The 15,595-nt window shown below is 72.2% G+C and carries 15 protein-coding genes and 1 pseudogene; 4 read left to right on the forward strand and 12 right to left on the reverse strand.

Features of this window, described 5'->3' with window-relative positions; all coding sequences use genetic code 11:
* Nucleotides 1-82: 82 nt before the first annotated feature.
* Nucleotides 83-1,105: pseudogene (locus ACFYYF_RS27375) on the forward strand (WxL protein peptidoglycan domain-containing protein); the annotation flags it as partial.
* Here ACFYYF_RS27375 and ACFYYF_RS27380 read toward each other — a convergent pair.
* Complete coding sequence (locus ACFYYF_RS27380; protein WP_361687070.1) at nucleotides 1,002-1,340, reverse strand: P-II family nitrogen regulator; 339 nt, start codon at nucleotides 1,338-1,340, stop codon at nucleotides 1,002-1,004. The pseudogene ACFYYF_RS27375 and the gene ACFYYF_RS27380 sit on opposite strands and share 104 nt — an antisense overlap.
* Nucleotides 1,337-2,644 carry an ammonium transporter gene (locus ACFYYF_RS27385; RefSeq protein WP_388780187.1) on the reverse strand — a complete coding sequence of 436 codons (1,308 nt, stop codon included), beginning with the start codon at nucleotides 2,642-2,644 and terminating at the stop codon, nucleotides 1,337-1,339. Before ACFYYF_RS27385 ends, ACFYYF_RS27380 begins: the two co-directional genes overlap by 4 nt.
* Before the next feature lie 249 nt (nucleotides 2,645-2,893).
* On the opposite strand from ACFYYF_RS27385, the gene era reads away from it, so the two are divergent.
* Nucleotides 2,894-3,886 (forward strand): GTPase Era, encoded by a 993-nt coding sequence (gene era, locus ACFYYF_RS27390; protein ID WP_361687065.1) that lies wholly within the window; start codon nucleotides 2,894-2,896, stop codon nucleotides 3,884-3,886.
* 63 nt (nucleotides 3,887-3,949) lie between these two features.
* Here era and ACFYYF_RS27395 read toward each other — a convergent pair whose 3' ends face one another.
* Both ACFYYF_RS27395 and ACFYYF_RS27400 read right to left on the reverse strand, forming a co-directional pair.
* A complete protein-coding gene (locus ACFYYF_RS27395) occupies nucleotides 3,950-4,303 on the reverse strand; it encodes a cytidine deaminase (RefSeq protein ID WP_365483597.1) in 354 nt (117 codons plus the stop codon).
* Nucleotides 4,304-4,346: 43 nt separating this feature from the next.
* Nucleotides 4,347-5,168, reverse strand: coding sequence for a helix-turn-helix transcriptional regulator (locus tag ACFYYF_RS27400; protein WP_388780354.1), 822 nt, complete (start codon nucleotides 5,166-5,168; stop codon nucleotides 4,347-4,349).
* Between the two features lie 141 nt (nucleotides 5,169-5,309).
* On the opposite strand from ACFYYF_RS27400, the gene ACFYYF_RS27405 reads away from it, so the two are divergent.
* Nucleotides 5,310-6,866: an MFS transporter gene (locus tag ACFYYF_RS27405; protein ID WP_388780190.1), complete on the forward strand. Its 1,557-nt coding sequence runs from the start codon at nucleotides 5,310-5,312 to the stop codon at nucleotides 6,864-6,866.
* Between the two features lie 35 nt (nucleotides 6,867-6,901).
* On the opposite strand, the gene ACFYYF_RS27410 is transcribed toward ACFYYF_RS27405, so the two are convergent.
* The 5 genes from ACFYYF_RS27410 to ACFYYF_RS27430 form a co-directional block, all read right to left on the reverse strand.
* Nucleotides 6,902-7,261 (reverse strand): MmcQ/YjbR family DNA-binding protein, encoded by a 360-nt coding sequence (locus tag ACFYYF_RS27410; RefSeq protein ID WP_355764430.1) that lies wholly within the window; start codon nucleotides 7,259-7,261, stop codon nucleotides 6,902-6,904.
* Entirely contained in the window at nucleotides 7,258-8,562 is a 1,305-nt protein-coding gene (locus ACFYYF_RS27415; RefSeq protein WP_361687052.1) for a hemolysin family protein, read from the reverse strand. The genes ACFYYF_RS27410 and ACFYYF_RS27415 overlap by 4 nt, the downstream gene beginning before the upstream one ends.
* Nucleotides 8,559-9,056, reverse strand: a complete 498-nt coding sequence (gene ybeY, locus ACFYYF_RS27420; protein ID WP_361687049.1) for an rRNA maturation RNase YbeY — start codon at nucleotides 9,054-9,056, stop codon at nucleotides 8,559-8,561. The genes ACFYYF_RS27415 and ybeY overlap by 4 nt, the downstream gene beginning before the upstream one ends.
* A gap of 12 nt (nucleotides 9,057-9,068) precedes the next feature.
* Nucleotides 9,069-10,127 carry a PhoH family protein gene (locus ACFYYF_RS27425; RefSeq protein ID WP_361687046.1) on the reverse strand — a complete coding sequence of 353 codons (1,059 nt, stop codon included), beginning with the start codon at nucleotides 10,125-10,127 and terminating at the stop codon, nucleotides 9,069-9,071.
* Between the two features lie 189 nt (nucleotides 10,128-10,316).
* Nucleotides 10,317-11,420 (reverse strand): PfkB family carbohydrate kinase, encoded by a 1,104-nt coding sequence (locus ACFYYF_RS27430; RefSeq protein ID WP_361687043.1) that lies wholly within the window; start codon nucleotides 11,418-11,420, stop codon nucleotides 10,317-10,319.
* A gap of 384 nt (nucleotides 11,421-11,804) precedes the next feature.
* Here ACFYYF_RS27430 and ACFYYF_RS27435 point away from each other — a divergent pair, with 384 nt between their 5' ends.
* The gene (locus tag ACFYYF_RS27435; protein ID WP_388780194.1) at nucleotides 11,805-13,130 is read left to right on the forward strand and encodes an MFS transporter; all 1,326 of its coding nucleotides are present in this window, start codon (nucleotides 11,805-11,807) and stop codon (nucleotides 13,128-13,130) included.
* A 58-nt stretch (nucleotides 13,131-13,188) separates the two neighbouring features.
* On the opposite strand, the gene ACFYYF_RS27440 is transcribed toward ACFYYF_RS27435, so the two are convergent.
* The 3 genes from ACFYYF_RS27440 to ACFYYF_RS27450 all read right to left on the reverse strand — a co-directional run bounded on the left by ACFYYF_RS27440 (nucleotide 13,189) and on the right by ACFYYF_RS27450 (nucleotide 15,520).
* Nucleotides 13,189-14,181 carry an adenosine deaminase gene (locus ACFYYF_RS27440; RefSeq protein ID WP_388780196.1) on the reverse strand — a complete coding sequence of 331 codons (993 nt, stop codon included), beginning with the start codon at nucleotides 14,179-14,181 and terminating at the stop codon, nucleotides 13,189-13,191.
* 61 nt (nucleotides 14,182-14,242) lie between these two features.
* Entirely contained in the window at nucleotides 14,243-15,148 is a 906-nt protein-coding gene (locus ACFYYF_RS27445) for a ribonuclease Z (protein WP_361687034.1), read from the reverse strand.
* Between the two features lie 6 nt (nucleotides 15,149-15,154).
* A complete protein-coding gene (locus ACFYYF_RS27450) occupies nucleotides 15,155-15,520 on the reverse strand; it encodes a histidine triad nucleotide-binding protein (protein ID WP_361687031.1) in 366 nt (121 codons plus the stop codon).
* Nucleotides 15,521-15,595 lie beyond the last annotated feature (75 nt).

Raw genomic sequence — 15,595 nt, forward strand, 5'->3', positions numbered from 1 at the left:
CGCACCCGCCCGTCCACACAGGGACGCTCACGCACGACGAGAGCCGCCAGTCCGCCCATGCCGTCCGCGGGGGTCCGCACCCATGCGCAAGCCGTACGCCCTCCTCCTGAGCGTGTTCCTGGTCCTGCCCGCCCTCGTGGCCCTCATGGCCACGCCCTCGTACGCGGCCGACAACGGGAGCTGGTCGGTCTACCCGGTCTCCTCGCGCATCGCCGAGCGGCCCTACTTCTACCTCTCCGCCGACCCCGGCCAGACCCTCCGGGACAAGGTCACCGTCGCGAACAAGACCGACGGACCGCTGACGTTCCGGCTGTACGCGGCCGACGCCTACAACACCGCCCGCGACGGCGGTTTCGCCGTGCGCACCCTGGCGGAGAAGCAGCGCGGGGTGGGGGCCTGGGCCGAGCCCGCCCGCTCCCGGGTCACCGTGCCCGCGCACGGCCGGGTCACCGTGCCCTTCACGCTCCATGTGCCGCAGGGGGCCGAACCCGGCGACCATCCGGGTGCGCTGGTGGCGCTCGACGAACGGATCGAGACGGGCTCGGGCTCCCTCTCCGTCGGGGTGCGACGGGCCGTCGCCGCCCGGGTCTATCTCCGCGTCGGCGGGCCCACGGTCCCCGCCCTCGCCGTGGAGAAGGTCCGCCTCACCCACCACCAGCCGCTGATCCCCGGCATCGGATCCGGCACGGCCACCGTCTCGTACACCCTCCACAACACGGGCAACGTGACGCTGAACCCGAAGGTGCGCCTGAGGGCCGAGGGGCTCTTCGGGCGGACGCTGCTGTCCCGCGAGCTCGCGGACATCCCCTCGGAACTGCTCCCCGGCCAGCGGGTCCGGCTCACCGAGCCCTGGCACGGGTCGCCCCAGCTCGACTGGGGCGACGTGACGTTGACGGCCAGCGCGCCGGGGACCCGGGAGTCGGCGAGCGTGTCGTTCCTCGCGCTGCCGTGGCTCGTGGCCGTGCTGACGGTTCTCGCGTTCGCCGCGGCCGTGGTGACGCTCAGAGTGCGTCGGGCCCGCGTTCGCCCGTCCGTACCCGTACGACCGTCTCCACGGGTACGGACCACACCTTTCCGTCTCCGATCTTTCCGGTCTGCGCGGCCTTCACCACCGCGTCGATGACCGCGTCGGCCTCCGCGTCCCCGACGACGACCTCGATCCGGACCTTGGGGACCAGGTCGACCTGGTACTCGGCGCCGCGGTACACCTCGGTGTGCCCGCGCTGACGCCCGTAGCCGCTGGCCTCGGTGACGGTCATTCCGTGCACACCGAGCTCCTGCAGGGCGGACTTGACCTCGTCGAGTCGGTGGGGCTTGACGATCGCGGTGATGAGCTTCATGCCTGGGGCTTGACCTTCTGCGCGGCGGGAAGGGACGACGACACCGGGGCGCCGTGGCCCAGGACCCCGTGATCGTAGGCGCTCTCGGCGTGCACCGTAAGGTCCAGGCCGGTCCGCTCGTGCTCCTCCTCGGCGCGCAGGCCCATGAGCCGGTCGATCGCGCGGCCGATGCCGTACGTGGCGGCGAACGCGTACGTCCCGACGGCCGCCACACCGACGAGCTGCCGGCCGAACTGCCCGAACCCTCCGCCGTACAGCAGCCCCTCGGGTCCGCCGGTCATCGAGTGGACCGCGAAGACGCCGATGAGCAGCGTGCCGATGACACCGCCGACCAGATGCACCCCGACGACGTCCAGCGAGTCGTCGTAGTTCAGCTTGAACTTCCAGCCCACCGCGTACGAGCAGACGCCGCCGGCCGCGAGCCCGACCGCGAGCGCGCCCAGCAGGGACACCACCCCGCAGGAGGGGGTGATGGCCACCAGACCCGCGACCGCGCCCGAGGCCGCGCCCAGGGTGGTCGGGTGGCCGTCGCGGCGCTGCTCGACGAGGAGCCAGCCGAGCAGGCCCGTGCAGCCGGCGGCGAGGGTGTTGAGGAACGCGGCCGCGGCCAGCCCGTTGGCCCCGAGGGCGGACCCGGCGTTGAAACCGAACCAGCCGAACCACAGCAGTCCGGCGCCGAGCATGACCATCGGGAGGTTGTGCGGGCGCATGGCGTCCTTCTTGAAGCCGAGGCGCGGGCCGAGCACCAGGCACAGCGCGAGGCCGGAGGCTCCCGAGGCGATCTCGACCGGCATGCCGCCCGCGAAGTCGAGGGCGCCGAGGGAGTCCCGTATCCAGCCGCCCGGGCCCCACACCCAGTGCGCGACGGGAACGTATACGAGCAGGGCCCAGACGGGCACGAACACGAGCCAGGCCCCGAACTTCGCCCGGTCGGCGACCGCCCCGCTGATGAGCGCGGCGGTGATGACCGCGAAGGTGAGCTGGAAGGTGGCGAAGAGCAGGGTGGGGACGGACCCCTGCACGCTGTCCGGCCCGAGCCCGGCCATCCCGGCGTGCTCCAGCCCGCCGACGAGCCCGCCGAAGGCGTCCTCACCGAAGGCGAGCGAGTATCCGGCGGTCAGCCACACCACGGTGACCAGGGCGATCGACACGAAGCTCATCATCAGCATGTTGAGCACGCTCTTCGCGCGGACCATGCCGCCGTAGAACAGGGCGAGTCCCGGGGTCATCAGGAGCACGAGCGCGGTGGCGGCGAGCAGCCAGGCGGTGTCGCCGGTGTCGATCCGGGAAGCGGCCAGGGTCACGGTCTCTCCAGCGGAGTGGGGGGCACGGGGCCGGGGGCACGGGCGGGGGCGTCGTCAGAGCGTCGTGGGCGTGCGTTTCCGGTTGCGCACGCCCACGTTTCCGATGTGTTTCATTGCGGCGTGATTACCGATTCCTCACCATCCGGGCGGGCGGTTCCCGGCCCGGATCACCCCGCGCACGGGAAGCGGAACGACGGCTTCATGGGCGTCGGACGGCTTGGTACGGCGGGCGCCCGACGATCAGGGACAATGGGCGCCATGAGCGTTCGCAACCAGTCATCCGAGCCGTCCGAGGACAGGGGCACCTCCGGCGCCCCCGACACGGTGGAGAACCACCGCGCCGGCTTCGCCTGTTTCGTGGGCCGCCCCAACGCGGGCAAGTCCACCCTCACGAACGCTCTGGTCGGCCAGAAGGTCGCGATCACGGCGAACCAGCCGCAGACCACCCGGCACACCGTGCGCGGCATCGTGCACCGGCCGGACGCGCAGCTGATCCTCGTGGACACCCCCGGCCTGCACAAACCGCGCACGCTGCTGGGCGAGCGGCTCAACGACATCGTCCGCACCACCTGGGCGGAGGTCGACGTGATCGGCTTCTGTCTGCCCGCGAACGAGAAGCTCGGCCCGGGTGACCGTTTCATCGCGAAGGAACTGGCGTCGATCAAGAAGACGCCGAAGATCGCGATCATCACGAAGACCGACCTCGTCGACAGCAAGACGCTCGCCGAGCAGCTCATCGCGATCGACCAGCTCGGCCGGGAGCTCGGCTTCGAGTGGGCCGAGATCGTCCCGGTGTCGGCGGTCGGCGACAAGCAGGTGGGTCTGCTGGCCGACCTGATCGTCCCGCTGCTGCCGGAGGGGCCCGCCCTCTACCCCGAGGGCGATCTGACGGACGAGCCGGAGCAGGTCATGATCGCGGAGCTCATCCGCGAGGCCGCGCTGGAGGGCGTCCGCGACGAGCTCCCGCACTCCATCGCCGTCGTGGTCGAGGAGATGCTGCCGCGTGAGGACCGCCCGGCGGACAAGCCGCTCCTGGACATCCACGCCTTCGTCTACATCGAGCGCCCCAGCCAGAAGGGCATCATCATCGGCCCCAAGGGCAAGCGCCTGAAGGACGTCGGCATCAAGTCCCGCAAGCAGATCGAGGCCCTGCTGGGCACGCCGGTCTTCCTCGACCTGCACGTGAAGGTCGCCAAGGACTGGCAGCGCGACCCCCGCCAGCTCCGCAAGCTCGGCTTCTGAGGCGGCACGCAAACGTACGGCTCCGCCCCGGGGGACATCGCTTCCCCCGGGGCGGAGTCATGCTCAGCCCGCGGTGACCGTCGTGTGCACGACGCCGTCGAGCCCGGCCAGCAGCACCGGCGTGGCCGGCCCGCCGAGATCCCGTACGGCCGCGCGGTCCTCGTCGGTGACGGCCTCGGCCCCGGACACCACGGCCGCCGCCTCCAGGGACTTCGCCCCGGACGCCACGGCCATCGCCACGGCCGTCCGCAGGGCGCTCAGCCGCAGGGACTCCAGCTCCACGGTCCCGGCGACGTAGGTACGTCCCGTCTCGTCGCGTACGGCCGCGCCCTCGGGCACACCGTTGCGGGCCCGCGCGGAGCGGGCCAGGGTGACGATCTTGCGGTCCTCGGGGTCGAGCGCGCTACTGTCGGTCATGACCTGAGCATACGAAGTGCCGCCGCGGCCCCGTGCCGACGGGTCAGCCGGCCACCGGATACATCGAGCCTCGGCGCCCCTCCGGCGAGGCGAGCCACTCCAGCTTCGCGGCCGTGTTCGCCTCCGGCAGCGGGGTGTGCAGCACGATCGTGAGGTCGGGCCTGACCGGGACCTTCATCGCGGTGGACTCGACGGCCAGCAGTCCCACGAGGGGGTGGTCGAGTTCCTTGCGGATCTGCCCGGCGTCCTCGATGTCCCGCCGTCGCCACAGCTCCGCGAACTCGGAGCTGGCCCCGGTCAGCCGGTCCAGCAGTTCGCGGAACCCCTCGTCGTCCGGCGCCGCGGCGCACGACGCGCGGAACTGGGCCACGACGGTACGGGCGTTGCGTTCCCAGGTGCGTGAACGGCCGCGGTAGAGCGGGTCGGTGAAGAAGTCGAGGATGCAGTTCTGGGTGATCTCCGGGCGCATGCCGAGGACCACCGCGGCGGCGTCGTTGTACAGGACGCAGTTGTAGTACGGGTCCATGATGTGCGCCGGATACGGCATCCACGTGTCGATCAGCCGCCGCAGCCCGTCGCACATGTCCCGGTCCCCGGGGGCGACTTCGGGTGCGGGCGGGTTCAGTCCGGCCAGCGTGTACAGATGGCGCCGCTCGGTGTTGCTCAGCCGCAGCACGCGGGCGACGGAGTCCAGGACCTGCGGGGACACGGAGATGTCCCGCCCCTGTTCGAGCCATTGGTACCAGGAGGCGCCCACGCCCGCGAGGACGGCGACCTCCTCGCGGCGCAGCCCCGGTGTGCGCCGGCGGGCTCCGCCGTCCGGGAGACCGGCCTCGGCCGGCGACACCCGCGCCCTGCGGCTCATCAGGAACTCACGCAGTTCCGGGCGTCGTTGGGTCTTCGGCGCGTCCTCCGTCACGTGTCTCCCCCTTCGGTGACTGGTGGTGCGGCCACCAGCATAAGTTCCGGCTCCCCACGGATATTCCGGCCGCCGCAAGCTCTTGCCATGACCACAGAGACGACCACCGGGACGACCACCGAGTCCACCGCCCGCACCCCTGGCACCGGCACACCGGGCATCGATCCGGGCACCACGAACGGCCCCCGGGCCGACACCTCCACCGCCGCCCCCTCCCCCTCCTCCGCTTCCGCCAAGGACGGCCCGCCACCGCGCGCGGACCGGCTGTCCGGGCGCGACGCGCTCGTGCTCTTCGTGCTGTGCGCCGCCCAGTTCATGGTGGCGCTGGACTTCTCCGTCCTGAACGTGGCGCTGCCCGTGCTCGGCCGGGACCTCGGCATGAGCCCGTCGGCGCTCCAGTGGGCGGTCACCGCGTTCGCGCTGCCGTCCGGCGGCTTCCTGCTCCTCTTCGGACGCATCGGCGACCTGTCCGGCCGCCGGGGGCTGTTCCTCGCCGGGCTGACCGTGTTCGGGGCGGCCTCACTGCTCGCGACCTTCGCCTGGGACCCGGCGTCGTTCCTGGCCGGACGGGCCCTGCAAGGACTCGCCGCGGCGGCCATCGTCCCGACCGGCATGTCGCTGCTGACCACGACCTTCCCCGAGGGTCCCGCACGGGACCGCGCGCTCGGCATCTCCGGCACGCTCCTGTCCCTCGGCTTCACGGTCGGCATGGTGGCGGGCGGTGTCCTGACCGACGTGCTGGGCTGGCGTTCGACGATGGGGCTGCTGTCGCTGTTCGCGCTGGTCGTGCTGCCGCTCGCCACGGGCCTGCTGCCCGCGTCCCGCCCGCGGCACACGGACGCGGCGGACCGCCCCCGCCTGGACGTCCCCGGCGCGGTCACCGTCACCGGCGGCCTGCTGGCGCTGATCTACGCGCTGTCGACGGCGGCGGACCGCGGCTTCGGCGGGGCCGACGTCGTCACGACGCTCGCCCTGGGCGTGCTGCTGCTCACCGCCTTCGTCCGGATAGAGTCCCGCGCCGCCGCCCCGCTCGTCAGCCTGAGGATGCTGCGCCGCCCCACGGTGGCGTGGGGCAACGTGGGCGGTCTGGTCACCTTCTCGATGATGTCGACGGTCGTCTTCGCGCTGACCCTGTACCTCCAGGAGACGCTCGGCCTGTCGGCCTTCGAGACCGGTCTGGTCTTCGGCGCGCAGGGTCTGCTGTCGGCCGTCGCCGGGATCTGCGCGCCGAAGGTCATCGGCCGCTTCGGCGCCCGGCGCACGCTGGCGGGCTCGCTCGCCGGCCAGGGTCTGTTCGTGGCGGCGATGCTGCTGCTGAACGCGCACACCTGGTCGGTCTGGATCGCCACCGCCGGGGTGTCGCTGGCCAGCATGTGCCACCTGGGCGCGATCATCTCGTACGGCCTGACCGTCACCTCGGGCGTCCCCGACGAGGAGCAGGGACTTGCCACCGGTCTGGTGACCTCCACCCAGCAGGTGGGCATCACCGTCGGCATCCCGCTCCTCGGGGTCCTCGCGACCACGTCGGACGACCTGCTGAGCGGCGTCCACACGGTCCTCGCCCTGGACGCGGCGATCGTGCTCGCGGCGGCGGCCCTGGTCGCGGCCGGACTCCGGCGGCGCGGCGCGGCCCGCACCCGCTGAGACGGCGCCCGGCCGCTGAGACGGCCCGAGCCGGGTCAGGGACGGTCGAGGCGCAGCCGCTCGGCCCGCGGCAGACCGGCCACCACGAGATCGTACGAATCCTCGACGAGCTCCCGGACCAGGCGGTCCGGGAGCTCGCCGTCGACGGTCACCGTGTTCCAGTGCCGCTTGTTCATGTGATAGCCGGGGACGATCAGTCCCGGGTGCTGCTCGCGCAGCCGGAGCGCGTCGTCCGGGTCGCACTTCAGGTTGACCGTGAGCGGGCGGCCGTCGAGGTGGGTCAGCGCGAAGAGCTTGCCCAGCACCTTGAAGACCGAGGTCTCGGGGTTGAAGGGGAAGTCCTCGACGGTGGCGTTGAAGGACAGGCAGAACGCGCGCAGCTCCTGAGGGGTCACTCCGGTTTCTCCTCCCGAGGGGGTCCGGCCGGGCCGACGGGCTCGACGAGCACGGTGACGATCTTGTTCCGGCGGCCTGCGGCGGCCTCGGCGGTGAGCCGCAGCTCGCGTCCGTCGGGCAGTTCGACCACCGAGGAGGCCCCGGCGATGGGCACCCGCCCCAGGGCCTTGGCGAGCAGCCCGCCGACGGTCTCCACGTCCTCGTCGTCGTAGGCCTCGAAGCCGTACAGCTCGCCGAGGTCGGTGATGTCGAGGCGGGCGGTCACCCGGAAGCGGTCGTCGCCGAGCTCCTGGACGGGCGGCAGCTCGCGGTCGTACTCGTCGGTGATCTCGCCGACGATCTCCTCGAGGATGTCCTCGATCGTGACGATGCCGGCGGTGCCGCCGTACTCGTCGATGACGACGGCGACGTGGTTGCGCTCCTGCTGCATCTCGCGCAGCAGATCGCCGGCGTTCTTGGTGTCGGGCACGAACGTGGCGGGCCGCATCGCCGTGGACACCAGCTCGGACTCGGCGTCCCGGCTGATGTGCGTCTTGCGGGCCAGGTCCTTGAGATAGACGATCCCGACGATGTCGTCCTCGTTCTCGCCCGTGACGGGTATGCGCGAGAAGCCGGAGCGCAGGGCGAGGGTGAGGGCCTGCCGGATGGTCTTGTAGCGCTCGATGACGACGAGGTCCGTGCGGGGCACCATGACCTCGCGCACGAGGGTGTCGCCGAGTTCGAAGACGGAGTGCACCATGCGGCGCTCCTCGTCCTCGATGAGCGACTCCTTCTCGGCGAGGTCGACCATCGCCCGCAGCTCCGCCTCGGAGGCGAACGGGCCGCGCCTGAATCCCTTGCCGGGGGTGAGCGCGTTGCCGATGAGGATCAGCAGCGGCGGGATCGGGCCCATGATCCGGGCGAGCGGCAGCAGGACGTACGCCGCCGCGGTCGCGGTGTTCAGCGGGTGCTGGCGGCCGATGGTGCGCGGCGAGACACCGACGGCGACGTACGACACGAGGACCATGACGGCGATGGCGACGGCGAGCGCCTGCCAGGTCTTGTCGAACTCCTTCAGACAGGCGTAGACGACGAGCGCGGCGGCCGCCATCTCGCAGGCCACGCGGAGCAGCAGCGCCACGTTCAGATAGCGGGTGGGGTCCGCGGTGACCTGCGCGAGCTTGGCGCTGCCGCGCCGGCCGCTGCGGACCGCCTCCTCGGCGCGGAAGCTGGAGACCCGTGCGAGGCCGGCCTCCGCGCAGGCGGCGAGCCAGGCGACGACGACGAGGACGATGGCACCGACGACAAGCTGAGGGCTCATGACACGGTCGGGGCCGGAGACGGACCCGTGATGCCCTTCTCCGCGCGCCAGCCGTCCACGATGGCGGCCTGCAGACCGAACATCTCGGCCTTCTCGTCGGCCTCCTCGTGGTCGTAGCCGAGGAGGTGCAGCACGCCGTGGACGGTGAGGAGCTGGAGCTCCTCGTCCATGGAGTGCTGCGTCGGCGCGTCCTTGCCCTGCCGTTCGGCGACCTCGGGGCAGAGCACGATGTCGCCGAGCAGCCCCTGCGGAGGCTCGTCGTCGTCCTTCGACGGCGGGCGCAGCTCGTCCATCGGGAAGGACATGACGTCCGTCGGTCCCGGCAGGTCCATCCACTGGATGTGGAGCTGCTCCATGGCATCGGTGTCCACGACGATCACCGAGAGCTCGGAGAGCGGGTGGATGCGCATCCGTGCGAGCGCGTAGCGGGCGATGTCGAGGATCGCCTGCTCGTCGACCTCGGTTCCGGACTCGTTGTTGACGTCGATCGACATGGGGGTGCTGGTCTACTTCCCTTTGTGGCCCCGGCTCTTGTGGGAGCCGTTCTCGGTGCCGTTCTCGCTGTCGTACTTCTCGTACGCGTCGACGATACGGCCGACCAGCTTGTGCCGGACGACATCCTGGGACGTGAGCCGCGAGAAGTGGACGTCCTCGACACCCTCCAGGATGTCCTGGACCTGGCGCAGACCCGACTTCGTACCGCTCGGGAGGTCGACCTGCGTCACGTCACCCGTGATCACGATCTTCGAGTCGAAGCCGAGCCGGGTGAGGAACATCTTCATCTGCTCGGGGCTCGTGTTCTGGGCCTCGTCCAGGATGATGAAGGCGTCGTTCAGGGTCCGGCCGCGCATGTACGCGAGCGGCGCGACCTCGATCGTGCCCGCCGCCATCAGGCGCGGGATCGAGTCCGGGTCGAGCATGTCGTGCAGCGCGTCGTAGAGCGGGCGCAGGTAGGGGTCGATCTTCTCGTAGAGCGTGCCGGGCAGGAAGCCGAGACGCTCGCCGGCCTCGACCGCCGGGCGGGTCAGGATGATCCGGTTGACCTGCTTGGACTGGAGCGCCTGGACGGCCTTCGCCATGGCGAGGTACGTCTTGCCCGTACCGGCGGGGCCGATGCCGAACACGATCGTGTGCTTGTCGATGGCGTCGACGTAGCGCTTCTGGTTGAGCGTCTTGGGGCGGATGGTGCGGCCTCGCGAGGACAGGATGTTCTGCGTGAGCACCTCGGCCGGGGTCTCCTGGCCGTCGCCCTCCCCGTTCCCGCTCGCCCTGAGCATGGCGATCGAGCGTTCCACTGCGTCCTCCGTCATGGGCTGCCCCGTGCGGAGCACCAGCATCATCTCGTCGAACAGGCGCTGGACGAGGGCGACTTCACCGGCGTCGCCGACCGCACTGATCTCGTTTCCCCGGACGTGGATGTCGGCCGCCGGGAAGGCCTTCTCGATCACACGCAGCAGGGCGTCTCCGGAACCGAGAACGGTCACCATGGGGTGCTTGGCCGGGACGGTGAAGTGTGCGCGCGCCTGCCCCTGGGCGGGGCCGTGAGCTGTGGGTGTCTGAGTCATGGGCCGGCTCTGTAGGCCTGCGTATCCTCCTCGGTCGGCACGCTTGCCACACGGGCAGCCTTGCGGTTCCCAGCGTACGTCGCGGCGCTCACGGACCCGTAGGGCTTTTCTCGCGGTGACGAGGTCGTGACCTGAGGGCACGCCCGGCCCGGTCCGCCCGGGCCGGTCCGCCGGGCCCGCGCGGCCGTCTCAGACGGAGCGGCCGAAGCCGATCGTCGGGACCGCCCTGCGCAGCGGCCAGGGGCGGGTGACCTCGGGAAGCAGACCCTCCAGGAAGGCGTACCGGCTCAGGGCCGCCGGGTCCTGGTCGGCGACCGACTGCACCCGGCGCCACCAGGCGGCGATCTCCGACCAGCCGGGCGCCGACAGCGAGCCGCCGAACTCCTGGACCGAGAGCGCGGCGGTCAGTCCGGCGAAGGCGAGCCGGTCGGCGAGCGGCCAGCCCGCCAGGGTCCCGGTGACGAAGCCGGCGACGAAGACGTCCCCGGCGCCGGTGGGGTCCAGCGCCTCGACGGCGATCGCCGGGACCTCGGCGCTCTCCCCGGTGCGTCCGTCCACGGCGTAGGCGCCGTCGGAACCGAGGGTGACGACCGCCAGCGGCACGTGCTCGGCCAGCGCGTGCGCCGCCGCGCGGGGACAGTCGGCGCCGGTGTAGCGCATGGCCTCCTCGGCGTTCGGCAGGAACGCCTCGCAGTGCGCCAGATCGGCGAGGCCCGCCAGGTCCCAGCGGCCGGTGTCGTCCCAGCCGACGTCCGCGAAGATCCGGGTGCCCCGGCCCGCTGCCTGCTCGATCCAGGGCGCGCGGACCCCGGGGGTCAGCGAGGCGACGGCGGCACGCGCGTGCGGCGGGAAGTCCGGCGCGGGCTCCTCCGAGGGCGGCTCGTGCCCGTGGCTGACCATGGTCCGCTCGCCCTCGTACGCCATCGACACGGTGACCGGCGAGTGCCAGCCGGGCACGGTCCGCGACGGTGTCAGGTCGATGTGCTCGCCCTGCTCCAGGGCGTCCCAGCAGTACTCGCCGTAGTGGTCGTCGCCGAAGGCGGCGGCGAGGGAGGTCCGCAGGCCGAGACGGGCGAGGGCGGTCGCCATGTTCGCGACGCCGCCGGGGCTCGAACCCATGCCCCGCGCCCAGGACTCGGTGCCGCGCACGGGGGCGGAGTCGAGTCCGGTGAAGATGATGTCCAGGAAGACCGTGCCCGTCAGGTAGACGTCCCAGGGCGGTTCGTCGGCCGTGCGCAGCGCGGCGAGCGGGTCGACATGGGCCTGGCGGAACGGTCCCTCGCCGTTGATCACGGTGCGCTCCCTGGGGTGGTGCGGATCTGGCCAGTGTGCACCACGGCCGCCACCCGGGCCCGTGGTTCACGCCGGGCACCACGGCTCCACGGGGCACCCGGGCCCCGTCCCACCCGCCTGACCTGCGTGATGCGCTCCGGCGGCCGCTCGGGCGGGCGCCGGTGGGCCCGGGCCCGGCGCCCGGCTCCGCTCCCCGGTCGGTGGCCGGAAGGCGCGTTCTTACCCCGGGCCCACCGGCGCAAACAAAGAGTGCTCCAGATCACACCTGCGCGCCTTTTTCGCGCACCCCCCACCTTGATACAAATTGCCCGCGCGTTCCTGTCCGTCGACAGCCGCCCCTCCCCCTCTCTTCTTGAGCCGCTCTCGCATGCCCTGGGAACGCCCGTGTCCGCCCGCACCGCCACGCCCTGGCCCCTCGTCGCCCTTTTCACGGCCGGGTACCTCGCCGCGTATCTGCTCCCCACCACCGTCGGCCGCCTCGACGCAGGCCTCCCGCTGTCGGCCACCCAAGCCGGAGCCGTCGGCAGCGTCCTGCTGCTGAGCTCGGCCTCGGCCGGTTTCCTGCTCGCCTCCCGCGTCGACCGCTTCGGCCCGCGCGCCCTGGCCCGCGCCGGACTGCTCCTCGCGGCCGCCGGCTTCGGCACCGCCGCGCTCTTCTCGGCCGTCCCCCTGGTGATCGCCGGCGCGATCGTCGGCGGTTTCGGTTCCGGCACGGCCACCACGGTCGCCGCGACCGGGATCGCCGGCCGGTCCGATGCGCACCGGGTCACCACCCTGGGTCTGTTCGGCGTCTCCGGCCTCGCGGGCGCGCTGTATCTGACCATCCCCCACCTCGGCCCGGGGCACGGTCATCCGCTCGCCGCGATCGCCTGCACCGCGCTGCTCGCGCTCTGCCTGACGGGGCGCCTTCCCGCCCGCACCCCCGCCGACCGCGCCCGGCGCGCCACCGGCCCGCTCCCGCACCGCCGTTCCGGGCTGCTGCTCGCCGGCACGATGCTCTTCTGGTCCCTCGCACAGAACTCCCTGTGGGGCGTGAGCGGCCGGATAGGCCTGGCGCAGGCGGGGCTCACCGAGGTCGAGGTGGGCGCGGTCTTCGCGGTGGCGCTCGGCGCCGGACTCCTCGGGACGATCGGCGCGGGTGCCCTCGGCCCGCGGCTCGGCCGCGCGCTGCCGATCGGACTGGGCACCGCGCTGATCGCGGGCTGCATCGCGCTGAGCGCGGCGGCCACCGATCTGACGTCCTTCGCGACGGGCGAGATCGCCTGGAACGCGCTGTACCCGGTCGTGCTGTCGTACGTGATCGGCCTCGCCGCGTCCATGGACCCGCGCGGCCGGTGGGCGGTCCTCGTCGGTTCCGCGTCCTCGCTCGGTACGGCGTGCGGCCCGCTCACCGGCAGCCTGCTGTCCGAGCGGGCGGGCTACCCGGCCATGGGATCGGTCCTGGCGGCCGGCCTGCTGGTCATCGGCGTCCCGATGACGCTGGTGGCCCTGCGCCCGCGGGGAGCCGGCCAGATCGTCGAGATCCCCGTCGCCGAGATCCCCGTGGCGCAGCTCCCCGTCGTGGAGATCCCACCGGCGGAACTCCCCGCCGTCGAGATCCCCGTCGTGGAGATCCCGCTGGAGGGCGTGCCCGCCCAGCGGGAGGCGTACGGGACGGCAGGGCCCCTGCAAACGGCGGCCGCGCCCGCGCCCGGTCCCGTGAGCGTCTGACCGCCGCGAGCGCCCGCCCGGCCCGGCAGGAGGGGAGGCCGGGCGGGCGCTCGGCCGGCTACGGGAACACGTACGCCTCGACCTCGGCGATGTACCGTGCCCGCCGCTCCTCGTCGTGCTCCAGGAAGGACGCCTCGAACGAGTTGCGCGCCAGCTCCCGAAGCCGCTCCTCACCGAGTCCGAGCGCCTCGCGCACGGCGCCGAAGTTGTCGCCCGCGTAACCGCCGAAGTAGGCCGGGTCGTCGGAGTTGACCGTGCACAGCAGCCCGGCGTCCATCATGGCGGGCAGCGGGTGCTCCGCCAGGACGTCCACGGCGCGCAGCCGTACGTTCGACAGCGGGCACAGGGTCAGCGGCACCCGCTCGCGGACCAGCCGCGCGACGAGCTCGGGGTCCTCCATGCAGCGCAGCCCGTGGTCGACCCGCTCGACGCCCAGGATGTCGAGGGCCTCGGTGATGTACGCGGGCGGCCCCTCCTCGCCGGCGTGCGCGACCCGCCGCAGACCGAGTTCGGCCGCGGCCTCGTAGACCTCGCGGAACTTGACCGGCGGGTGGCCGACCTCGGCGGAGTCGAGGCCGACGCCGCTGATCCGGTCGAGGTAGGGCTTCGCGGCCCGAAGGGTGTCCATGGCGGACTCCGCGGACTCGTCGCGCAGGAAGCACATGATCAGCTGGGTGGAGACGCCGTGGGTCTCCTCGCTGCGCCCGAGCGCCCGCCACAGCCCCTCGACGACCGTCCCCATCGGCACGCCCCGGGCGATGTGCGCCTGCGGGTCGAAGAAGATCTCCGCGTGCCGTACGCCCTGCGCGGCGGCGCGCGCGAGGTAGGCGTCGGCCAGGTCGGCGAAGTCCGCCTCGGTCCGCAGGACGGCCATGAGTTCGTAGTACAGGTTCAGGAAGCTCTGGAGGTCGTCGAAGAGGTACGCCTTGCGCAGCTCCTCGGTGTCCGCGTACGGCAGGGTGACGCCGTTGCGCGCGGCGAGCGCGAAGGCCAGCTCGGGTTCGAGGGTGCCTTCGATGTGCAGGTGCAGTTCGGCCTTGGGGAGGGACATCGAAGCATCGTACGGTTCCTCCCCCGACGTACCGAAAACGGCGCCTTCCCGGTACGGCGTCTCAGTGCCGCTTCGGGACCGGCACCCGCACCAGGTCCTGCGCCACCGTCAGCTCGCCGTCGAACCCCGCGGCGCGGGCCTCGCGCTCGAACTCACCGGGGTCGGGGTAGCGCTGGCTGAAGTGGGTGAGCACGAGGTGCCGCACCCCCGCCCGCCTGGCCACCCGGCCCGCCTGGCCGGCCGTCAGATGACCGTGATCGGCGGCGAGCCGGCTGTCTCCGTCGAGGAAGGTCGATTCGATGACCAGCAGGTCGCAGCCCTCGGCGAGCGCGTCGACTCCCTCGCACAGCCGGGTGTCCATGACGAACGCGAACCGCTGCCCCCGCCGGACCTCGCTGACGTCGTCCAGCGAGACGCCCCGCAGCGTGCCCTCCCGTTGCAGCACGCCGACGTCGGGCCCCTTGATCCCGTGCTCCCTGAGCCGCTCCGGCAGCATCCGCCGCCCGTCCGGCTCGACCAGCCGGTATCCGAAGGACTCGACGGGGTGGGAGAGCCTGCGGGCCTCCAGGGTGTAGGCGGGGGTCGTCGCGAGGACGCCGTCGTCCGCGACCGGTGCCTCGGTCAGCGGGACCGTCTCGCGGTAGGCGGTGGCGTACCGCAGCCGCTCGAAGAAGTGCTGCCCGGAGAGCGGGTAGTGCGCGGTCACCTCGTGCGGGACGCGGTCGAGGTTGATGCGCTGGATCACCCCGCCGAGGCCGAGCGCGTGGTCGCCGTGGAAATGCGTGACGCAGATGCGGTGCAGGTCGTGCGCGGCGACCCCGGCACGCAGCATCTGGCGCTGGGTGCCCTCGCCGGGGTCGAAGAGCAGGCCCTCACCGTCCCAGCGCAGCAGATAGCCGTTGTGGTTGCGGTGCCGGGTCGGAACCTGGCTGGCGGTGCCGAGGACCACCAGTTCGCGTGCGGACAAGACCGGTTATCCCGGCGGCCACTGCATGCCGCGGCCGCCCAGGAGGTGGGCGTGCGCGTGGAAGACGGTCTGGCCGGCACCGCTGCCCGTGTTGAACACGACGCGGTAGCTCTCCAGTTTCTCCTCGGCCGCGACCTCGCCGGCCTCGCGCAGGACGTCCGCCGCGACGGCGGGCTCGGCGGCGGCCAGGGAGGCCGCGTCGGGGTAGTGCACCTTGGGGATGACCAGGATGTGGGTCGGTGCCTGCGGATTGATGTCGCGGAACGCCACGGTCGTGTCGCTCTCGCGCACCAGCGTCGCCGGGATCTGCCCCGCCACGATCTTGCAGAACAGGCAGTCGTCCTGGGGTTCCCCGCCCGGATCCTGCGCCATGCGTGTGCCTCCTCACGCCAGCCGATCAGTACCTCCGCATGCTAGCGGCCCCGCCGGGCGGACGGCTCGTGCGCG

The sequence above is a fragment of the Streptomyces sp. NPDC001914 genome (genome assembly GCF_042891215.1).
Lineage (GTDB): Bacteria > Actinomycetota > Actinomycetes > Streptomycetales > Streptomycetaceae > Streptomyces.